General features: G+C 34.6%; 20 protein-coding genes. 15 read left to right on the top strand and 5 right to left on the bottom strand.

Going from position 1 to position 22,265, the window contains the following annotated elements:
• Nucleotide 1 precedes the first annotated feature (1 nt).
• The 6 genes from BN2144_RS16660 (at nt 2) to BN2144_RS16635 (ending at nt 6,225) form a co-directional block, all read left to right on the top strand.
• Nucleotides 2-979 (top strand): alpha-ketoacid dehydrogenase subunit beta, encoded by a 978-nt coding sequence (locus BN2144_RS16660; RefSeq protein ID WP_033829357.1) that lies wholly within the window; start codon nt 2-4, stop codon nt 977-979.
• 108 nt (nt 980-1,087) lie between these two features.
• Nucleotides 1,088-2,683, top strand: coding sequence for a dihydrolipoyllysine-residue acetyltransferase (locus BN2144_RS16655; RefSeq protein WP_033829356.1), 1,596 nt, complete (start codon nt 1,088-1,090; stop codon nt 2,681-2,683).
• Between the two features lie 273 nt (nt 2,684-2,956).
• Entirely contained in the window at nt 2,957-4,369 is a 1,413-nt protein-coding gene (gene lpdA, locus BN2144_RS16650) for a dihydrolipoyl dehydrogenase (protein WP_033829355.1), read from the top strand.
• Between the two features lie 364 nt (nt 4,370-4,733).
• Entirely contained in the window at nt 4,734-4,856 is a 123-nt protein-coding gene (locus BN2144_RS16645; RefSeq protein WP_033829354.1) for a GapA-binding peptide SR1P, read from the top strand.
• 121 nt (nt 4,857-4,977) lie between these two features.
• Complete coding sequence (locus tag BN2144_RS16640; protein ID WP_033829353.1) at nt 4,978-5,934, top strand: NAD(P)H-dependent flavin oxidoreductase; 957 nt, start codon at nt 4,978-4,980, stop codon at nt 5,932-5,934.
• Between the two features lie 21 nt (nt 5,935-5,955).
• Nucleotides 5,956-6,225: a UPF0223 family protein gene (locus BN2144_RS16635; RefSeq protein WP_033829352.1), complete on the top strand. Its 270-nt coding sequence runs from the start codon at nt 5,956-5,958 to the stop codon at nt 6,223-6,225.
• Between the two features lie 173 nt (nt 6,226-6,398).
• Here the strand turns inward: BN2144_RS16635 and BN2144_RS16630 are convergent, their stop codons facing one another.
• Nucleotides 6,399-7,019, bottom strand: a complete 621-nt coding sequence (locus tag BN2144_RS16630) for a DUF1054 domain-containing protein (protein ID WP_033829351.1) — start codon at nt 7,017-7,019, stop codon at nt 6,399-6,401.
• A gap of 293 nt (nt 7,020-7,312) precedes the next feature.
• Between BN2144_RS16630 and BN2144_RS16625 the strand changes: the two genes are divergently transcribed.
• Nucleotides 7,313-8,119 carry an inositol monophosphatase family protein gene (locus tag BN2144_RS16625; protein ID WP_033829350.1) on the top strand — a complete coding sequence of 269 codons (807 nt, stop codon included), beginning with the start codon at nt 7,313-7,315 and terminating at the stop codon, nt 8,117-8,119.
• A 56-nt stretch (nt 8,120-8,175) separates the two neighbouring features.
• Here the strand turns inward: BN2144_RS16625 and BN2144_RS16620 are convergent, their stop codons facing one another.
• Nucleotides 8,176-8,409 carry a YlaF family protein gene (locus tag BN2144_RS16620; protein WP_230199762.1) on the bottom strand — a complete coding sequence of 78 codons (234 nt, stop codon included), beginning with the start codon at nt 8,407-8,409 and terminating at the stop codon, nt 8,176-8,178.
• A gap of 142 nt (nt 8,410-8,551) precedes the next feature.
• Between BN2144_RS16620 and typA the strand changes: the two genes are divergently transcribed.
• The 3 genes from typA to BN2144_RS16605 all read left to right on the top strand — a co-directional run bounded on the left by typA (nt 8,552) and on the right by BN2144_RS16605 (nt 11,225).
• Nucleotides 8,552-10,387 (top strand): translational GTPase TypA, encoded by a 1,836-nt coding sequence (typA, locus tag BN2144_RS16615; protein ID WP_033829349.1) that lies wholly within the window; start codon nt 8,552-8,554, stop codon nt 10,385-10,387.
• 260 nt (nt 10,388-10,647) lie between these two features.
• Complete coding sequence (locus BN2144_RS16610) at nt 10,648-10,962, top strand: YlaH-like family protein (protein ID WP_033829424.1); 315 nt, start codon at nt 10,648-10,650, stop codon at nt 10,960-10,962.
• Nucleotides 10,963-11,024: 62 nt separating this feature from the next.
• Nucleotides 11,025-11,225: a YlaI family protein gene (locus BN2144_RS16605; RefSeq protein WP_033829348.1), complete on the top strand. Its 201-nt coding sequence runs from the start codon at nt 11,025-11,027 to the stop codon at nt 11,223-11,225.
• A 74-nt stretch (nt 11,226-11,299) separates the two neighbouring features.
• On the opposite strand, the gene BN2144_RS16600 is transcribed toward BN2144_RS16605, so the two are convergent.
• Together BN2144_RS16600 and BN2144_RS16595 are read right to left on the bottom strand one after the other, a co-directional pair.
• Complete coding sequence (locus BN2144_RS16600; RefSeq protein WP_033829347.1) at nt 11,300-11,905, bottom strand: YhcN/YlaJ family sporulation lipoprotein; 606 nt, start codon at nt 11,903-11,905, stop codon at nt 11,300-11,302.
• Between the two features lie 93 nt (nt 11,906-11,998).
• Complete coding sequence (locus tag BN2144_RS16595; RefSeq protein WP_033829346.1) at nt 11,999-12,493, bottom strand: hypothetical protein; 495 nt, start codon at nt 12,491-12,493, stop codon at nt 11,999-12,001.
• Between the two features lie 423 nt (nt 12,494-12,916).
• Between BN2144_RS16595 and BN2144_RS16590 the strand changes: the two genes are divergently transcribed.
• The 3 genes from BN2144_RS16590 (at nt 12,917) to pyc (ending at nt 18,249) form a co-directional block, all read left to right on the top strand.
• Nucleotides 12,917-13,198 (top strand): Fpa/YlaN family protein, encoded by a 282-nt coding sequence (locus tag BN2144_RS16590; RefSeq protein ID WP_033829345.1) that lies wholly within the window; start codon nt 12,917-12,919, stop codon nt 13,196-13,198.
• A gap of 270 nt (nt 13,199-13,468) precedes the next feature.
• The gene (locus BN2144_RS16585; RefSeq protein WP_033829344.1) at nt 13,469-14,662 is read left to right on the top strand and encodes an FtsW/RodA/SpoVE family cell cycle protein; all 1,194 of its coding nucleotides are present in this window, start codon (nt 13,469-13,471) and stop codon (nt 14,660-14,662) included.
• A gap of 161 nt (nt 14,663-14,823) precedes the next feature.
• Nucleotides 14,824-18,249, top strand: a complete 3,426-nt coding sequence (gene pyc / locus BN2144_RS16580; protein ID WP_033829343.1) for a pyruvate carboxylase — start codon at nt 14,824-14,826, stop codon at nt 18,247-18,249.
• 207 nt (nt 18,250-18,456) lie between these two features.
• Here pyc and BN2144_RS16575 read toward each other — a convergent pair whose 3' ends face one another.
• Nucleotides 18,457-19,407 carry a COX15/CtaA family protein gene (locus BN2144_RS16575; protein ID WP_280526441.1) on the bottom strand — a complete coding sequence of 317 codons (951 nt, stop codon included), beginning with the start codon at nt 19,405-19,407 and terminating at the stop codon, nt 18,457-18,459.
• Between the two features lie 612 nt (nt 19,408-20,019).
• On the opposite strand from BN2144_RS16575, the gene cyoE reads away from it, so the two are divergent.
• Together cyoE and coxB are read left to right on the top strand one after the other, a co-directional pair.
• The gene (gene cyoE, locus BN2144_RS16570) at nt 20,020-20,877 is read left to right on the top strand and encodes a heme o synthase (RefSeq protein ID WP_230199796.1); all 858 of its coding nucleotides are present in this window, start codon (nt 20,020-20,022) and stop codon (nt 20,875-20,877) included.
• Nucleotides 20,878-21,180: 303 nt separating this feature from the next.
• A complete protein-coding gene (gene coxB / locus BN2144_RS16565) occupies nt 21,181-22,245 on the top strand; it encodes a cytochrome c oxidase subunit II (RefSeq protein ID WP_230199761.1) in 1,065 nt (354 codons plus the stop codon).
• Nucleotides 22,246-22,265: the final 20 nt, after the last annotated feature.

Genomic DNA, 22,265 nt, shown 5'->3' with positions numbered 1-22,265 from the left:
AATGGCTCAAATGACAATGATTCAAGCGATTAATGATGCAATGCGTCAAGAATTAAAAAGCAATGAAAAAGTATTAATTTTTGGGGAAGACGTAGGGAAAAACGGTGGTGTATTCCGTGCAACTGAAAACCTACAAGCTGAATTTGGTGAAGATCGTGTATTTGATACTCCTCTTGCAGAATCAGGTATCGGTGGACTTGCAATTGGATTAGCATTAGAAGGCTATCGTCCTGTGCCAGAAATCCAATTTTTTGGATTCGTTTATGAAGTGATGGATTCAATTGCAGGACAAATGGCTCGCTATCGTTTCCGTACTGGTGGCTCATATAAAATGCCGATTACGTTCCGTTCTCCATTCGGTGGTGGAGTACATACACCAGAAATGCATGCGGACAGTTTAGAAGGATTAATGGCTCAAACACCTGGACTTCGTGTTGTAATACCTTCTACACCATATGATGCAAAAGGTTTATTAATTTCTGCAATTCGCTCGGATGATCCAGTGATTTTTTTAGAACATATGAAACTTTATCGTTCATTCCGTCAAGAAGTACCTGAAGGTGATTACACAGTTGAAATTGGTAAAGCAGATGTAAAACGTGAAGGAAAAGATCTTTCAATTATCACTTACGGTGCAATGGTTCATGAATCTTTAAAAGCTGCAGAAGAATTGGAAAAAGAAGGCTACTCTGTTGAGGTAATTGACCTGCGTACAGTTAGTCCACTTGATGTCGATACAATAATTGCATCAGTAGAGAAAACAAACCGCGCAATCGTCGTTCAAGAGGCTCAAAGAGTAGCGGGTGTTGCGGCAAATGTTGTGGCAGAAATTAACGAACGGGCAATCTTAAGTTTGGAAGCGCCAGTGCTTCGTGTGACAGCTCCAGATACAGTATATCCATTCGCACAAGCTGAATCTGTATGGATTCCAAATTATAAAGATATTATTGAAACGGCTAAAAAAGTATTGACATTCTAATTTGAGGTGTAGTGAGGACGAAAAGAAATGTTGTTTTTTTCGTCCCACTCTTCTTTATTAACATAGCAAGATACGACAACGAGTTAAAAACCACTAGGAGGGATTATTGTGGCGTTCGAATTTAAATTACATGATATCGGTGAAGGAATAAATGAAGGTGAAATCGTTAAATGGTTCGTAAAACCAGGCGACACCGTAAAAGAAGATGATGTTCTAGTTGAAATCCAAAACGATAAATCGGTAGTGGAAATTCCTTCTCCAGTAGAAGGTAAAGTACTAGAAATTAAAGTACAAGAAGGAGAAACTGCAGTAGTAGGAGATGTTTTAGTAACATTTGATTCACCAGGAGCTGAGACTGGTGAAACTGCGTCATCTCAAGTCGATGCTACACCGGCTGCACAACAAGAAGCATCTACAACAGGTGGAGCTTCACACTATGAATTTAAGTTACACGATATCGGTGAAGGAATAAATGAAGGTGAAATCGTTAAATGGTTCGTAAAACCAGGTGACACTGTAAAAGAAGATGATGTACTAGTTGAAATTCAAAATGATAAATCGGTAGTAGAAATTCCTTCTCCAGTAGAAGGTAAAGTATTAGAAATTAAAGTACAAGAAGGAGAAACTGCAGTAGTTGGGGATGTATTAGTGATATTTGACGCACCGGGATATGCTTCCAACCAAGCTGCTTCACAAGCAGAAGCACAACAAGCAGAAGCGCCACAAGCTTCCGCACAAGCAGTAGCAACTCAACCTGCAAATGTTGATCCAAACCGTCACGTTATTGCTATGCCAAGTGTACGTAAATATGCACGTGAAAAAGGCGTCGATATCCATCTTGTTCTTGGTACTGGTAAAAATGGACGTATCTTGAAGAGTGATATAGATGCATACTTAACGGGTGGTACACAAACAGCTGCTGTTGAAGCAACTCCACAAACGAATGCAACTGTTAAAGAAGAAACAACTGTACCAACTCAACCAGTTGCACCTGCTGGCGAATATCCTGAAACTCGTGAGAAAATGAGTGGAATTCGGAAAGCTATTGCGAAGAAGATGGTTGAATCAAAAACAACTGCTCCTCACGTTACATTAATGGATGAAGTTGATGTTACAAAACTCGTAGCTCATCGTAAGAAATTTAAAGTTGTCGCAGCAGATAAAGGCATCAAGCTTACATTCTTACCATATGTTGTTAAAGCATTAGTTAGCGCTCTTCGTGAATATCCAGCACTAAATCAATCTCTTGACTTAAAAACGGATGAAATTGTTCAAAAACATTATTTTAATATCGGTATCGCTGCTGATACAGACCGTGGTTTAATGGTACCAGTTGTTAAAGATGCAGATCGTAAGTCTATGTTTACAATTTCATCTGAAATAAATGAACTAGCTGGTAAAGCACGTGATGGTAAACTTTCACCAAATGAAATGAGAGGTGGATCTGCGACTATATCAAACATTGGTTCAGTTGGAGGCCAATGGTTTACACCAGTTCTTAACTATCCTGAAGTTGCAATTTTAGGGGTAGGTCGTATTTCTGAAAAGCCAATTGTTCGTGATGGTGAAATTGTTGCAGCACCAATGTTAGCATTATCACTTAGCTTTGACCATCGTTTAATTGATGGGGCAACAGGCCAAAGTGCATTAAATCATATTAAACGCTTATTAAGTGATCCAGAGTTATTATTAATGGAAGTATAAAAATAAAGATCGGAAGTTGCATGATTTCGAAAAATTTCCATTTTAGCTTTATAATATTAAATTACTGCGAAAATTTCTATATGTTGCTATACTATGATTGGGGCGTATAGTATTTTATATGTAATAGGGAGATGGAGAAATTTTGCAACTCCCCTCTAACATTATTTTTATGCTTTTATGTCAATTATTTTGACAAATGAAAGTTTAAACAAATGATTCCATTTTTTCATTTGCTTAGGCGACCCAGAAATTAACAATATGGAGGCGTAAAAAATGGTAGTAGGAGATTTTCCAATTGAAACAGAAACGATTGTCATTGGAGCAGGACCAGGGGGATATGTAGCGGCAATTCGTGCTGCACAACTAGGTCAAAAAGTGACAGTTGTCGAGAAAAATGAAGTGGGTGGCGTATGTTTAAATGTAGGTTGTATTCCTTCCAAGGCATTAATAAACGTTGGCCACAAATATCATGATGCAAAAGAATCTGCAGATATTGGTATTACTGCAGATCAAGTCAAACTCGACTTTTCCAAAGTTCAAGCATTTAAAGATAGTGTTGTTAAGAAATTAACAGGTGGGGTTTCTGGTTTGTTAAAAGGTCATAATATTGAAGTAGTGAAAGGTGAAGCGTATTTTGTTGACAGTAACTCATTACGTGTTATGACTGAAAAGAGTGCACAAACTTATACATTCAAAAATGCGATTATTGCAACTGGATCTCGTCCGATTGAATTAAAAACATTTAAATTTTCTAAACGTGTTCTTGATTCAACAGGGGCTCTATCTCTTCCGGAAGTACCAGAAAGTATTGTAATTATTGGTGGAGGAGTTATTGGACTTGAACTTGGTGGTGTTTATGCTAACTTTGGTACGAAGGTTACAATTTTAGAAGGAACTGACGATATCCTTGGTGGAAACTATCCAAAACAAATGACGCAACTTGTTAAAAAGAACTTTAAGAAAAAAGGTGCAGAAATTGTTACTAAGGCAATGGCTAAAGGTGTAGAAGAAAGTGATACGGGTGTTGTTGTTACATATGAAGTAAACGGAACAGAGGAAAAAGTATCCGCTGATTATGTGTTTGTCATGGTTGGTCGTCGTCCGAATACTGATGAATTAGGACTTGAACAAGCTGGCGTAAAATTAACAGATCGTGGCTTAGTTGAAATTGACAAACAATGCCGTACGAACGTTCCAAACATTTATGCTATTGGTGATATCGTTCCTGGACCACAATTAGCTCATAAAGCATCGTATGAGGCAAAAATTGCGGCTGAAGCAATTGCTGGACAACCATCTGAGATTGATTACTTAGGTATTCCTGCTGTAGTATTCTCTGAACCTGAGCTTGCTAATGTTGGCTATAGCCCTGAACAAGCAAAAGCAGAAGGAATTGAAGTTACAATTGCTAAATTCCCATTCTCTGCATTAGGACGTTCATTAGCATTGAATAATACAGAAGGTTTTTACCAATTAGTTGTTCGTAAAGATGATGGAGTAATTATTGGTGGTCAAATTGCTGGACCGAATGCATCAGATTTAATTGCTGAAATTGGTCTTTCGATTGAAACTGGAGTAACCGCAGAAGATCTTGCACTAACAATTCATGCCCACCCAACATTTGGTGAAATAGCAATGGAAGCTGGGGAAGTAGCTTTAGGAACACCAATCCATATTTTAAAATAATAATTTAGTTTAAAAAAGTACTCTAGGCCATAGGCTTAGAGTACTTTTTTAGCTAATTGGAAAGTATAAATTATCCAATCACTCCTTTTCTATACGCAAATGCGCACAAAGAAAGGCTTCGACATCATTACCTTTAAAGCCGTAAGAAAAGCGAACTTTAGGCTTTCGTTCACCTGAGGTTTGTGCGTCTTGAGTTTTTTCATCTAGAATAGTTGAATAGTATATCACAATAGGAGTAAAAACAATATATATAAATTATTCATAATAATTATTGACAAAACAGGTAATATAGTATATATTAAAAATACAAATTGTATAACACATTAAACGATTGGGTTATATTAATCGAAAGGGGATAGTAATAATGGGTCAAATTGTATGTTCTATATGTGATTCTACTGTAGATTATTTCGAGGATGAAAAAATAACTATTCTTTATGGACAATGTTCAAACTGTCATTGTGAAAATCATAATCATGATAAGTAAGTAAAAGGGGTATATGTTTGTTTTTTAGATGGAGATGTATATCTCCATCTTTTTATTTTTAAGCGATCGTATAAACTGTTATAATTTTATTATGTATTGAGTTTTATGAGGGGGATGAAAGATGAACTGGGAAACAAGAGTGACGGAAATTTTAAATATTCAATATCCGATCGTTCAAGGAGGTTTAGCTCACTTAGCTTACAGCGAATTAGCTGCCGCCGTTTCGAATGCAGGTGGACTAGGACAAATAACCGCAATGAGTTTACCTAGTCCAAATGATTTACGAGAAGAAATTCATAAAGTGAAATCTATGACTTCACGTCCTTTTGGTGTTAACTTTGCAATTGGCCAGCATGGAAGACCATACAGTAAATTTTTGCAAGTTGCTATTGATGAGAATGTTCCTGTCGTCTCTGTAACAGGTGGGAATCCTTCACCGTTTTTTGAGCAGTTACAAGGAACGAATATTAGGAGACTTGTATTAGTTGCATCAAGACGACAAGCACAGAAAGCAGAGGAGTTAGGTGCTGATGCTGTCATGGTTGTTGGTCAAGAGGGTGGAGGACATTTGGGTAGAGATGATGTTTCAACAATGGTTCTTATTCCGCAAGTAGTTGATTCAGTTTCAATTCCAGTTATTGCTTCGGGTGGAATTGGTGATGGTAGAGGTTTAATGGCAGCATTTAGTTTAGGTGCTGAAGGAATAGAAATGGGTACAAGATTTATTGCGACAAAGGAATGTGTTCACGCACATGAAAATTATAAAAATGCTTTAATAAGTGGTGATGAAACGGATACGGTTGTTATAAAACGATCTTTAGGTGCACCAGCAAGAGCTATTCGGAATCGCTGGACAGAGAAAATCCTTGAGATTGAGAGTTCAGGGCCAACATATGACGATTTAAAAGAATACATATCAGGTCAAGCGAATAAAAAGTTTATATACGAAGGAAACTTAAATGATGGGTTTGCTTGGGCTGGACAAGTGATGGGTCTAATTAACGACATCCCTTCAGTTGAGGAGTTAATAGAACGAATAATAAAGGAAGCTGAAGAGATACGAAATAAATGGAAATAGTATAAAACAACGGAGGTAATTATGGAATATTCTTATCCAATCTCAATTGACTGGTCTACAGATGAAATTATTATCGTTATACAATTTTTTGAAGCAATTGAGAAGGTATATGAAAAAGGAGTACAAAGAGCGGTCCTTATGGAAAAATATCGTAAGTTTAAGTTAGTTGTTCCAAGTATTGGGGAAGAGAAAAAAGTGTTTCGCGAATTTGAAGATGTTAGTGGATATTCAGCTTATCATGCAGTTAAGAAAATGAAAGATGCTTCAGATAAAGACTTCATTCAATTGTAATCATAATAAAAGGCTTTCTAATATGAATCTCTATTTGAGACTATTTCGAATATTATAAAAGGCGGCGTCTCCACGAATCAAAAATTTATGTATCGAAAAGAGCACTCGCCTTTTTATAAATGAACAGTGTAAAAATATGTGCAAACATTTAAAATGAATCTAGCGTGCGAACGTTAATTAGAGAAAGACATTTGATAAATTGGCACAACCGTCTTGAATGTGTCAATTACTAATTTTACAAAAGCTTCCCCGTCCTTTAATATTGGATCGTCTTTATCAATATTTCTTCCAATTAGAAATTCCGCTTTTTTTACTTGTTTAAATCTAATTAAAATTTCTTCTAAATTAACTTCTTTTATAGGGTGTACGCCTTTTTTCATATGATTGGTCGAAACATAAAAGTCATCCCCAATATTACTTTCAATTTGATTTAAGTTCGACAGTAAGTTCGTTGCAATATGTGCTTTGTTCGGTAATTCATAAATATAAGCTAACCAAATAAAAACGTGATCGTCGAATAAGCCAAGTTGAAAATGTGGGAATTGCTTGTAACCTCGTCTATTCGGACCAATTGCTAGCCATGTATCATTTGGAGGATTTACTTTTCGACGAGCATGTTTTGCAATATGTAAAAACATTTCATTACCAACTAAAGTAGATAACTCAGCGGTTAAAAAGCTTCCTAATTCACGAAATTTTGGTTGTATTAGCTCTCTAATTGCTGTCATTCTTTCATCTAAACCAGGTAGTGAAAAAACAGAAAAATCTTCTTTTGTAAACCCTGAAAATTCCATATATATCCTTCCTTACTATTTCTAAACTTGTCTTTTAGCTAATAGAAAAAATAAATTTTCTAATTTCTACTTTCCTTGTGCGAATAAGCTAAAATTACAGATCTTTGGTTGCCTAAAGGTCCGAGCACCGAGTTTTCTTTATTATATTTTATCATAGGTATATGCAAGTTGCGAACTTTACAACGAGTACTACTTTCTTTATGATATGTATAAACTTATGTCAAACTGTTTTTTCTTTTAATCGGAGTATGTGTTGTGAGTATGCTAAATAACTATATGTTGGGGGCTTAATCATGTTGGATTGGGTAAAAGTAAATGAACAAACAAAACTTTGGATAATGGAAGCGGGTGAACGCATTCGGACGTCATTGAAAAGTACGCTAGAAATTACTACAAAATCGAATAAGAATGATCTTGTTACGAATGTCGATAGGGAGACTGAACAGTTTTTTATAGAGAAAATCCGTACAACTTATAATGACCATCGAATTTTAGGGGAAGAAGGGGGTGGAGATAAACTTTCTGATGTAAATGGGATTGTTTGGGTTATTGATCCAATCGACGGAACGATGAATTTTGTTCACATGCAACGAAATTTTACGATATCTATTGGTATATTTGAAAATGGTATCGGACGTCTCGGTTACATATATGATGTGATCCATGATGAACTCTATTCAGCATTTAAAGGTCATGGTGCATATTTCAATAATAAACAGATAAAGTATTTGGAAGAAGTTCCGGTAGAGCGGGCAATTGTAGGGATGAATCCAATTTGGCTGACAGAAAATCATCGCATTAACCCAAAAATATTAAGACCACTTATTCGGGATGTACGAGGAACACGTTCATATGGTTCGGCGGCATTAGAGATGGGTTATGTTGCAAATGGGTGGTTAGATGCGTATATTGCTATGTATTTAGCTCCTTGGGATTTTGCAGCAGGTTGGATTATCATTGAAGAATTAGGAGGTAAAGCAACGAAATTAAATGGAGAACCTTTATCATTGCTTGAGAAAAGTTCATTATTTGTTGCAAAGCCAGGACTCCATGAAGCGATTTTAAAAAACTATTTACAAGAATATGAAGAAAAGAAATAAACTTTATAATAATAAAAAGGTATGCAATGACTCGTGCGTACCTTTTTATTATACATTTATAATTTTCCTGCTTCTCGCATTTTCTTCTTCGTTTGAAAACCGATTCCCATAATTAAAATAACGAGAAGAGTAAAGAGAAAAATGAATGGGATGCTTTGAAAGGCGATGGAGAATCCGATTCCAATCATTGAGACAACAGCTAAAACAGCATAAATTAAAAAGAGCCACTGGATATTTTTCACTCGATTCACTTCCTTTAATATAAAATTTCCCATTGTTAATATTACCATTATATTTTTTGAATATGTGTAAAAGCTAAAGAAAACGCCTACACAAAAATATTTTACAGCATCATTATATTTATTTCTACAATAATGATTTATTGTGTTATAATAGTTAGGTTGATTTTTCATTAAGAAAGCAGGAGAAAGTATGAAATTAAGGGAAGATATTCGAAATATAGCGATCATTGCCCACGTCGATCATGGGAAAACAACTTTGGTCGATCAATTATTAAAACAATCTGGTATTTTCCGCGCGAATGAACATGTTCAAGAACGTGCGATGGATTCAAATGATCTAGAGCGGGAAAGAGGAATTACAATTCTTGCTAAAAATACAGCCGTTCAATATAAAGATGTAAAAATTAACATCTTGGATACACCAGGACATGCTGACTTTAGTGGTGAAGTAGAACGGATTATGAAATTAGTTGATGGTGTGTTATTAGTAGTTGATGCATATGAAGGTTGTATGCCGCAAACACGATTTGTATTAAAAAAAGCATTAGAACAGCATTTAACACCAGTTGTTGTTGTAAATAAAATCGACCGTGATTTTGCAAGGCCAGAAGAAGTCGTTGATGAAGTATTAGATTTGTTTATAGAATTAGACGCCGATGATGAGCAGTTAGAATTTCCAGTTATTTTTGCATCAGGAATTAATGGGACTGCAAGCCTTGATCCAGATCCAGCTAATCAAGATGAAAATATGAAGGTCCTATTTGATACAATTTTAGAACATATTCCGGCACCAGTTGATAATCGAGATGAATCATTGCAAATGCAAGTTGCATTACTCGATTATAATGAGTATGTTGGTCGTATCGGTATTGGCCGGGTCTTTCGTGGAACAATGCGTGTTGGTGAACAAGTTGCATTAATGAAATTAGATGGTACAGTTAAACAATTCCGTGTAACAAAAATGTTCGGTTTCTTAGGATTAAAACGAGTTGAAATTAACGAAGCGTATGCTGGTGATCTTGTTGCTATATCAGGTATGGAAGACATAAATGTAGGTGAAACCATTTGTCCTATCGATGCACAAGACCCACTACCACCGTTAAGAATTGATGAACCAACATTAAAAATGACATTTCTCGTTAACAATAGTCCATTTGCCGGTCGAGAAGGGAAATGGGTAACTGCCAGAAAAGTTGAAGAGCGTTTAAAAACTGAATTGCACACGGATGTTAGTCTTCGTGTCGATCCAACTGATTCTACAGATGCTTGGATTGTATCAGGACGTGGAGAATTACACTTATCCATTTTAATTGAAACAATGCGTCGTGAAGGTTATGAATTACAAGTGTCAAAACCTGAAGTAATTTTAAAAGAAATGAACGGAAAAATTTATGAGCCTTTCGAACGGGTAGTAATCGATGTTCCAGAAGATTCTGTTGGTTCTGTACTTGAATCATTAGGTAGAAGAAAAGGCGAAATGATTGATATGGTAAATAATGGTAAAGGACAAGTACGTTTAATTTACTTAGTTCCTTCTCGTGGTTTAATCGGATACAATACTGAGTTACTAACGTTAACAAAAGGGTATGGTATATATAATCATTCATTTGAAAAATATATGCCAAAGCTTTCGGGTAATGTTGGTGGCAGAATGCGTGGTGTACTTGTTTCAATGGAAACGGGTAGTGCTTCTATGTACGGGATTATGCAAGTGGAAGATCGTGGTGTGATTTTTGTAGAGCCTGGTACAGAAGTGTATGCCGGCATGATTGTTGGTGAACATAATCGTGAGAATGATATTACCGTTAATATTTGTAAAACAAAGCACCAAACAAACGTCCGTTCTGCTACGAAGGATCAAACGTCAGTGATTAAAAAACCTCGTTCCTATTCATTGGAAGAAGCATTACAATATATTGATGAGGATGAATATGTTGAAGTAACGCCGGAATCAGTGCGGATGCGTAAGAAAATTTTGGATAAATCGCTTCGTGAAAAAGCAGCACGTAAGAAAAAAGCAGAATAACCTTTATAAAGAGTCGGTCTCTTAACTAATTATCATTAGAATAGAGATAGACTCTTTTTTTATACTTTCCTATTCGCAAAAGAGTAAAAGAAAGACTGCGACAGCATTTTTTGCAACCGAAAAAAGTTTTTCGGTGAACGAAAGGTTTATCTTTCACCCAATTTTTATTACTTCCCTATTGATTTACTTTTACAAATAGTTCTTACTTATGTAATATAAGTTATATATTGTATTTTTTAAAATTTGCATTTATTGGGGGTATAGGGTTGTTAGAAAATCGTCTTTCAGTCTTTGCGGCTATTTATAAAGTTGATACGAATCCAGAGTTGGGAATGTGGTTACTTTATGGTACGATTGTACTACTGAGTATTATCGCATACAAATTAGGTTTTGCTCATAAACTCCCTATGTTAAAGTCTCTTATTGTTTATATCTTTTTATTGCTTGGATGCACGATATTAAGCTTTTTAGGGGTGTTTTTACCTGTTGCAGAAGGTTTGATTGTTATTTGTCTTGTGTTATTAATTTACCGCATTCGAAGACATACCGATCAACGTAAAACGGTCGATTTATAGATAAGTTCATTCAATTCCATGATATAATAAATGGAGATACTTAGCTTTTACTGGAGGATACAATGAAAGTTCAATGTGTGATTTGTGATAAACTTGAAGAAATTGACAACGATACACCACTAGCAAAAAAATTAAGAAATCGTCCGATCCACACGTTTATGTGTCAACAATGTCATGATCGTATTAAAGAACGAACAGAGGCAAGAATTGCTACAGGAAGATTTCGTTTGTACCGATCTAATGATAAAGAAGATGAATGGTGAATGTTAAGCAGTCGACAAATAGTAATTAAAAAAGAGGGGAAATCCCTCTTTTTAAACTAATATGCTATTGTTCGTTATTTTTTGTGATAATTGGATTGCTTTTTTTGTTCTTTATCAATCTTTTCTTGGTCAATATGATTACCTTGACGTTTCGGTTCTTCCGTTCGTTGTTCAATGATTGGATCTTTTAGGTCACCTGGTACTTCGGGAATAATTCGACCGACAATATCAGAAAGCTCATTTAAGATTCCATGAACGGGTTTACCGTTTTGAATATCTTCTTTAATTTCTTTAATACGTGCAGAAAAGTCAGGGTCGGCAACAACAATTGCATTTGCGCCATAGGGATCCTTTTTTAAACTTTCTGCGACTGTATATTTTATTGTTCCGACTTTTGAACGATCTAAGTCTTTGTCTACATCAATCCCTACAATGGCGAATCTTCCAAGAGCTACTGCTGTTGCATCATTAACATTCGGGACACTCGCCGCTAAATTTGCTAAATGTTTTGATACCGCTTCACTATCTTCTCGATTAACCTCATGAATTGTCGTGTTTTTAACATTCATCAATTGGTTGTCTTTTTCGTTTTTCGCGTTGTCCATTGATTCGATATTGCTACGACAACCAGTCAAAGAAATGATGCAAGCTAAACATAATAACAATAAGTGTTTCTTCATGTTGTCACCTCTATCCATGTTTGTCTTGCATGTATTTTTTGTAAAAAGGTGGTTTTTTATACATGAATGAAACAATGATAGAGGGATACTCTATTAGTTGATGATTAGAGCCACAACATCTGTAATTGGGTCATGTCTGTTTGAACCATCTTTATATAAAACGTAAATTGGACCATTCTCAGTAAGTGGTTTACCTTTTTGTGAAAATTGGAAGATTAAATCTTTCGCTTCGTCAATTGGTATGACTACTTCATTACTTTTCGTTTCAATGATTAATGATGTCGCATCGGGTAATGGTTCTGCATTATTTAGGAAAGGTTCAAAAATAATACCAAATGTTCCAGTTAATAACTTTTCTTTTTCATATCTTTTTTCAGTTTTTAATGTTGGTGGTGAAACAGATCCTTCTCTTATCTCACGATGCCAATAATGAGACATTTTCTCTTCATATGCAATTTCTTGTTTTTGGTCTTCATTTCCTTCAAAAAATGTATCCAAATCGATTCGTCGATCATCAAATATCCATACACTTGGATCCAATGTGATTTTATATTTCACTTTACCTTTTATTTCTAAAATTTGTCCCAATTTGTTCTCCCCTTTTTTGTAAGTTATCAATCTTTCATTTAAAAACTAAGAGATTTGCTGAGTAGATTATTTTTTGGTTAATAGGAAAGTGAAAATTTTCTACTTTCCTATACGCATTAGCGCACAAGAAGGCGCAAGCAGCTACATCAAAGTCGAAAAACTCTCTTTCTCACCCGAGCGAACTCTAATCTCTCGCGTGAGCTTAAAATCCTGAGTTTTCTTTAATTTATTCGTATCTTACAAAATAATCTTTCTCTTATTAAAGTATACATATCCTTACTAATATTGTCACATAGTATGTTTCATAGAAAATGACCATATTTGGTTATAAATAAAGTAGTGAATATCCTATTTTCCTTGCAATTTTCCAATTTTGACGGTAGAATTTTATCAAGAATGGTTTTCTTGTAAGGGGGAGTAAGGGTGGCGTCTGAAATGAAAATAGATCATCGAGATCAAGCCTATCTTTTGTTACAATCATATGCGGATAAGATAATCAAACTTATCCAAGTTCAAATGGATCACTTAACGATGCCCCAATGCCCATTATACGAAGAAGTATTAGATACGCAAATGTTTGGTCTTTCACGTCAAATAGATTTTGCAGTTAAACTTGGGCTCGTCGATGAACAAGATGGAAAAGATTTACTAGATTCAGTTGAACGGAAACTTTCAGCCTTGCATGAAGCTTCATTGAAAAAGTAATAGTTAAATAAGGCTCAAACAGTTGAAGGGACAATTGTTTGGGTTTTTTTATTAAGGCTGTTTTTATGATGAAAGTTGGATTTAGAAGAAATATTTATTGCTAGGTAAGACCGTGCCACTAGAATCATCCGCCTAAAGCAGAGAACAATGAAAACAATCTTTATGAATTAAAATTAAGACGATTCCAAGATCGTAATGAAATCGGAATGTTGTTACATATAAATGGATTTATTATTTCATTTACTCTAAAGAAAGATTGGAAGAGAACATATGTTAAAGAAACGGTTGAAATCATTTGACTATTCCCTCCTTGTTGTTTACTTATTGTTAAGTGTTTTTGGTTTAATTATGGTGTATAGTGCTAGTATGGTGATAGCTATACAAATATACAATAAAAGTAGTAATTTCTTTTTTGAAAGACAATTATTAAATTTAATTATTGCTTTTATAGCATTAGTTTTTGCTACCCTTTTTCCCTATCGAAAATTGCAAGCAAAAGGGTTTTTAAAAATCATTGTATTAGGTTCCATTGCTATTTTATTTATTCTCTTTTTTATGGGGAAGAACGTAAATAATGCTCAAAGTTGGCTGGGTATTGGCTTTCGAAATATTCAACCGGCTGAATTTGTAAAATTAGGAATGATTATTTACATGGCTGCCGTTTATGCAAAAAAGCAGCCATATATTAACAATTTCAATAAAGGGGTCATTCCTCCAATTGTATTTTTAGTTTTTATTTGTTTCCTTGTCGCCCAACAACCTGATTTAGGAACAGCAGGGATCATATTCGTTACTGGAATAGTTATCGTGTTTTGTTCAGGAATGAATTGGAAAAATATAACACGACTATTGCTATTAGGAGTCCTTATCGTAGGTGTTTTTTCACCATTTATTATTTGGAAACAAGATTCTATTTTCACTGAAACACGTATGGGGCGTTTATATAGTTATAAAGATCCTTTTAAATATGAGGTTGATGAAGGTCTCCAGTTAGTTAATTCCTATGTAGCCCTTGGTACAGGTGGGTGGAAAGGTGTAGGCTTAGGAAAAAGTATGCAGAAGTTAGGTTATTTACCAGAGGCTCATACAGACTTTATTATGGCAGTTATTGCAGAGGAATTAGGAGTCTTTGGTGTCTTATTTGTCCTATTTGGACTAGGTTATATAATACTAAAAGGTATATATATTGGGATGAAATCAAAGGATCCTTTTGGTAGTTTATTAGCATTCGGTATTTCAGGCATGATTGGTATCCAAATGTTTATCAATTTAGGTGGGGTATCAGGGATGATTCCGATAACAGGTGTGACACTACCATTTATAAGTTATGGAGGTTCTTCTTTGTTAATTCTTTCAATCTCTCTCGGTCTCTTAATGAATATTTCGAGTTATGCAAATCTTGAACATAATTCAGGGAAGGCGAAAAGAGAGGAAAATAAAAAATCGAAACAATTATTTGTTTAGTTTCTATTTTTTATGAACATTTTGTGATATTATATATGAATAAATATAAAATCTAAACTAGTAGGATAGGATTCTGCTAGTTTAGTATTTAATTTTTATCAAAAAGTTTTCGGAATTTTACTAAAAGATAATATTGAAAGCGAAATAATGAGGTGAATTAGATGAGAATTAAAAAACTCTTAGTTGCAAACCGAGGAGAAATTGCCATTCGGATTTTTCGGGCTTGTACTGAGCTAAATATTCGTACGGTTGCCATTTATTCAAAGGAAGACGTTGGTTCCTATCACCGTTATAAAGCGGATGAGGCATACTTAGTTGGTGAAGGAAAAAAACCAATTGAAGCCTATCTGGATATAGAAGATATAATCATGATTGCAAAACAGAATGACGTTGATGCGATTCATCCTGGTTATGGGTTTCTTTCGGAAAACATTGAGTTTGCTAGAAGATGTAAGGAAGAAGGAATTATCTTTGTAGGTCCTAAAAGTGAACATCTTGATATATTTGGTGATAAGGTAAAAGCACGTATAGCAGCAGAAAAAGCAAAAATACCAGTGGTACCTGGTAATGAAGTTCGTAATGAGGAAGATATAAGGGAATTCGCTAAAAAGCACGGTTTCCCAATTATAATAAAAGCAGCAATGGGCGGCGGTGGTAAAGGAATGCGCATCGTCCATACAGATGAGGAATTGTCAGAGAACTATCATAGAGCAAAATCAGAAGCAAAAACTTCCTTTGGTAGTGATGAAGTATACGTAGAAAAATTTATTGCAAATCCAAAACATATTGAAGTGCAGATTTTAGCTGATCGTAGGGGGAATATTGTTCATCTTTATGAACGGGATTGTTCTGTTCAACGACGTCATCAAAAGGTTGTTGAAATTGCCCCTTCTGTTTCATTAAAAAACGAGTTGCGGGAAAAGATTTGTAATGCTGCTGTTCAATTGATGAGGGAAGCAAATTATATTAATGCTGGTACGGTAGAGTTTTTAGTAGCAGATAACGAATTTTACTTTATTGAAGTAAACCCACGAATTCAAGTAGAACATACTATTACAGAATTAATAACTGGAGTAGATATTGTTCAGTCACAAATTTTAATTGCTGAAGGACACGAACTACACGGGGATATTGTTGGAATTCCACAACAAGAAAAAATTTGGACAAACGGATTTGCAATTCAATGCCGTATTACTACAGAAGATCCGTTAAATCACTTTATGCCTGATACAGGTAAAATTAATGTTTACCGTTCAAGTGGAGGTTTCGGCGTTCGGCTTGATGCGGGAAATGCCTTTCAAGGGGCTGTTATTTCGCCATATTATGATTCTCTCCTTGTAAAAGTCTCTACATGGGGGCTAACCTTTGAAAAGGCTGCTGCTAAAATGGAGCGGAATTTACGAGAATTCCGTGTTCGTGGAATTAAAACAAATATTTCCTTTTTAATTAACGTAATGAAACATCCGAAATTTATTAATGGGGAGTATGATACATCCTTTATCGATACAACTCCGGAGCTATTTAAATTTCCAATGCCGAAAGATCGTGGTACGAAATTATTAACATACATAGGTGATGTTACTGTAAATGGTTTTCCGGGAATTGGAAAAGGAGAAAAACCAATTTTTACAAAACCACGTATTCCTGAAGTAAAAGATATAAAAGTCGTTCAAGGAACAAAACAAATTCTTGATCAATATGGCGCAGAGGGTCTTGTTGACTGGGTGAAGAAACAAGATCAAGTTTTACTTACCGATACAACGTTCCGAGATGCTCACCAATCTTTACTAGCGACAAGGTTAAGAACGTATGATATGTTACAAATTGCTGAACCAACTCAACAATTATTACCTGACCTTTTTTCTTTAGAAATGTGGGGCGGAGCTACTTTCGATGTAAGTTATCGATTTTTAAAAGAGGATCCTTGGGAGAGATTAATTGCATTAAGAAAAAAAATACCGAACATCTTATTTCAAATGTTATTTAGAGGATCTAATGCTGTAGGATATAAAAATTATCCAGATAATGTAATTGAGGATTTTATTAAGGCATCTGCTCAAGCAGGTATTGATGTGTTTAGAATATTTGATAGTCTAAACTGGGTGAAAGGGATGGAAGTAGCCATCCGCACTGTCCGTGATGTCGGGAAAATTGCAGAAGCATCAATTTGTTATACAGGTGACATTCATGATCCGAATCGTTCGAAATATAACCTAAAATACTATTTAGATTTAGCGAAAGAATTAGAACAACAAGGTGCACATATATTGGCGATTAAAGATATGGCAGGATTATTAAAGCCTGATGCTGCTTACGAATTAATTTCTGAATTAAAAAATCACGTTCATATCCCAATTCATCTTCATACTCATGATACGAGTGGTAACGGAATCTTCACATACGCCAAGGCAATTGAGGCCGGAGTGGATATTGTTGATACAGCTATTAGTTCAATGGCAGGTTTCACAAGTCAGCCTAGTGCCAATTCACTCGTATATGCATTAGAAGATAGTAAGAGAAAACCGAGTATTTCATTAAATGGCTTAAACTCGTTATCTAAATATTGGGAGGATGTAAGAAAATACTACCATCATTTTGAAAGTGGGATGTCAGCACCACACCCAGAAGTGTATGAGCACGAAATGCCAGGTGGACAATATAGTAACTTACAACAGCAAGCAAAAGCTGTCGGTTTAATTGACCGATGGGAAGAAGTAAAGCAAATGTATCGACGTGTTAACTTCTTGTTTGGTGATATTGTAAAAGTGACACCTTCTTCCAAAGTCGTGGGGGATATGGCTTTGTTTATGGTTCAAAACAATTTATCGGAGGAAGACATTTTTACAAAAGGGAAAACAATTGATTTTCCAGATTCAGTAATAGAGTTTTTCCAAGGTTATATTGGTATTCCATATGGTGGTTTTCCTAAAGAATTACAAGAGATTATTTTAAAAGATCGTCAACCGTTAACAGTACGTGCTGGTGAGCTTCTAGAACCAGTTGATTTTAACCAAATTAAGGAAGAACTTTTTATTGAAATGAAAACAAAACCATCTGATTATGATGCATTAGGATACGCATTATATCCGAAAGTTTTCTTAGATTACGTAAAAAGTCATCGGAAATATGGAGATGTTTCTGCAATTGACACACCAACATTCCTATACGGTATGAAAATTGGTGAAGAACTTGAAATTGAGATTGAACAAGGAAAAACACTTTTTGTGAAACTTATTTCGATAGGTCAAGTTCAAAGGGACGGGACACGTATCGTTTATTTTGAATTAAATGGCGGTTCACGTGAAATTGTTATTAGAGATGAAAGTGTGAAGGGCGAAATTGTCGAGCGGAGGAAAGCAGATCCGAAAAATGATAATCATATTGGTGCAACAATGCCTGGTACAATCGTAAAAGTTCTTGTGAAAAAAGGTCAAAAAGTAAATAAAGGAGATCACCTTCTAATAACGGAAGCAATGAAAATGGAAACGACCGTTCAAGCACCATTCTCAGGTACAATAGAGGATATTTACGTGAATGATCATGATGCGATTAAACAAGGTGACTTATTAATTTCTTTAACCAAATAATCGAATAAGACTGGTACAAAAGTATTTCAGCTAAAGGAAAACCCGAACATTTCATGTGAGATTCTCATTTCAGAGTTTCGCAATCGTTCGGGTTTTTTAATTATCTTGTTATTTTAAATCGGATTCATTCGCCTCTTACAAGGAGGAAATTCAGTTCTTTTAATAAAGTAAATGATGAGTTATAGAATGATTGAAATACGATAAAAGTTAAAGATTCACTCTACTATCAATTATTGTTTTTATATTATTAACTGAGTTATGGGATTCTTCATTATGTCGTGTACGATAAATAACGAAAATCATGTAGCTTAGTAATCCGAATAGGCACGAAATAAACAGTGCGTGTAAAAGTGTTATAAATAAGTTTAATCCGGTAAAAATTGTTAATGCCCCAGTTACAACTTGTAGCGAAACGAAAATGGATGCAATAATCCAACCATAGTACATAACTGGCTGTGTACGATAGTTTTTTATTGCCAAACTTGTTATGTATAATATCCATAGAAAAAGTAGTCCGGCAAAGAGGCGATGTCCCATCTGAGTCCATTCGTAAAGGTTCTGAGGTAGTGAAAGTAGACGATTATTACATAATGGCCAGCTTGGACAAATCATACTTGCTTCCATATGCCTTACTAATGCACCTGTGTAAATGACAACAAGGCTATATAGAGTGACTCCAATGATATTTTTTCTCATATGAACATCAATGTATAACGTATTCACAGTAAATTTCTTATCTACTTCAAGTATTAATAAACTTAATAGCAATACACTAGCAAAAGAAATAAGTGAAATACCAAAATGTAGCGCTAAAAAGAAGTCAGATTGTCCAAATAAGACAGTCAATGCACCGATTAAACTCTGGATAATGATGAAAGCGATTGCTAATAATGATAAAAATTTTCTTTCAGGAATATTTTGCATATGTTTCCAACTTAAATAAATGAAAGTGATGACTAATAACGAAACGATACCAGTCATCATTCGATGGGACAGTTCAATTACTAATTCTATATTGAGATTAGTAGGGATGAATTGACCGTGGCATAAAGGCCAAGAACTTCCACAACCATCTCCAGAATCTGTTTTTGTTACTAGTGCACCTCCAATGAGTAATAGTAACATACCAAGTGTTGAAGCAATAGCAAGACGTTTCATTCGACGTTGCAAAGAATTCACCTACTTATCAGTACTTTTTATAGGACAGTTGAATATTTAAATTTTCTATATTTAAATCAAAACTGACGAACAAATACGATTCATGTAATTATTGAAAGATGCCATTTTATAATTATTCAAAGATGATTAGCAATATTCTTTGTTTCTGCCATATAGTTATAGTAATAGGACAACGAATGAATAATTACAGGAACGAGAGAAATTCCATTTAGCAATTTGGTTTTATGAGAATAATTATAAAAGTAAAACTATTATACATGATTTTATCATAAAAATTGTAATAATAAAAAGGAAAAATTTAGATTATTTACGAAAGAGACACAAAAATGACACATATTTTTAAAAATATATTCACAAATTTTTATAAGTTATGATTAAATATAAAATATAGTGTATTTAGAAATCCAATAATAGGGAAACGTAAACTTTAAAAGTTAAATAATAGAAATCTATCTTTAAATCATTTATAGTATTGTCAAGGGAGGTTATTCCTTAGCAGAAAGGAGGATAATATGAATAATGAGTGAAACAAAAACAGTGGATACAGATATACAAGCAGATGATTATACTGATGATAAGACAAAGGCAGGGATGATGAAAGATTTTCTCGCCTTAATTAAAATCGGAATTATTAATTCAAACTTAATCACTGCTTTTACGGGTATTTGGTTAGCATTATTTTATAACGACTTGAGATTTTTTGATAATTTAGATAAAGTAATATTAACCATTCTTGGAGTCTGGTTTGTCATAGCAGGATCATGTGCACTTAATAATTATATTGACCGAGATATCGACGGCAAAATGGAACGAACGAAAAGTCGACCTACCGTATCGGGGAGTTTTTCACCAATGTTCGCATTAACCATTGGATTATTATTTGTAACATTGGGTGAGTTATTTCTCTTTCAAACGACATTCACAGCAGGTATCATTGGTGCTTTTGGATCTTTTGCCTATGTAATTTTATACTCACTTTGGTCGAAACGTAAATATACTTTAAACACTGTAATAGGAAGTTTTTCTGGAGCTGTTCCTCCTCTTATTGGTTGGGCCGCTATCGATGGAAATCTTCATATCGTTAGTTGGGTATTGTTTACGATTATGTTTCTATGGCAACCACCACATTTTTTAGCACTTGCTATGAGAAGAACGGAAGAGTATCGTGAAGTGGATGTACCAATGTTGCCAGTTGTTTACGGTTTTGATGTGACGAAGAGACAAATTATGATTTGGATTTTCTGTTTATTACCATTACCAATTTATCTAATATCTCTAGGAATACCTTTTGTCATATTGGCAACAGTTTTAAATATTATATGGATTGGGCTGGGGATTAAAGGCTATAGGAAACAAGATGATTTAAAATGGGCTACAAAAATGTTTGTCTTCTCGTTAAATTACTTAACAATATTGTTCGTCTCTATGGTGATAGCGACTTTAATTTAATTTATTTATGAAAAAGGTGTGGGGGGTTACTCTCACACTTTACATAACCATCATTATCACTATAAGCACAGTGATAATGATGTAAGCGATTTTATTTTATCTTCTAGAATTATTTTTTAAACTTTTATCAATCGGCTCATAAATTTAAAAGAATTCCTCTAAAAAGATTTATGTTAGCCTCTGTTTAGATTGCTTGTTTGCAATTTTTAGAAATCAAAGACATAGGATAACAACAGTTGATGTAAGTGGATTTCTGGAATATTGAGTCGAAAATTTTAAATGAAAGAGGGGATTGATGGGGTTATGAAACTTAAGCGTCTAAGTACATTATTATTATTTTTGACGCTCTTTTTAGCAGGATGTGGAAAGCCATATTTATCAACTTTACAACCTGCTGGAGAAGTTGCTAAAACTCAATTTAATCTATTGCTAATTAGCACTTCGATAATGGTTTTCGTCATCATTGTTGTCGTCATTATTTATACGACTGTTCTTATTCGCTTCAGAAGAAAAAAAGGGGCAGAAGATAAAATTCCAGAACAAGTGGAAGGTAGTCATAAATTAGAAATCATTTGGACTGTGATTCCAATCCTTCTAATCCTTGGGCTTTCTGTTCCTACTCTTATTGAAACTTTTAAACTTGGTAATGTAGAAGCAATGGAAAAAGTAGATAAAGAAGGTAATAGAGAGGCACTCGTTGTCAATGTACGAGCAAATTTATATTGGTGGGAATTTGAATATCCTGATTTAGGCATTATTACTTCTCAAGACTTAGTTGTACCTACAGACGAAAAAGTATACTTCCATCTTAAAGCATCTGATGTTAAACACTCCTTCTGGGTTCCAGCAGCTGGCGGTAAATTAGACACAAATACAGATAACGTAAATAAGTTTTATTTGGTATTCGATGAAGATAAAGCAAATGAAGCAGGAAATATTTTTTATGGAAAATGTGCTGAGTTATGTGGTCCATCACATGCATATATGGACTTTAAAGTAAAAGCGGTACCACGAGATGAGTTTGATAAATGGATTTCAGCAATGCAAAAGGCTGAGGAAGCAAAACCGACGACAGATCTTGCAAAAACAGGGCAACAACTATTTGAAGAGAATAATTGTTTATCATGTCATGCAATTTCACCAAACGATACAAGGCCAGAAACAGCAAGAACAGCTCCAAATCTCGCGGACTTCGGAAATCGTACACGTGTGGCTGGTATTTTAGAAAATACGGATGAAAATATTAAGGCTTGGATCCAGAATCCAGAAAAATTTAAACCAGGAAATTTAATGTATAAAGAAGCTAACTTTACTGACGAGGAATTAGATGCTTTAACTGAATACTTACAGAGTTTAAAAGTACAATAATTCGAGTTTGAGAGGGAGGT

Origin of the sequence: Bacillus andreraoultii (assembly GCF_001244735.1) — a bacterium.
In the GTDB taxonomy this organism is placed as follows: Bacteria; Bacillota; Bacilli; order Bacillales; family Caldibacillaceae; genus Caldifermentibacillus; species Caldifermentibacillus andreraoultii.
Note: the sequence above shows the minus strand (reverse complement) of the source record. Positions and strands in the feature narration are given on the sequence as shown.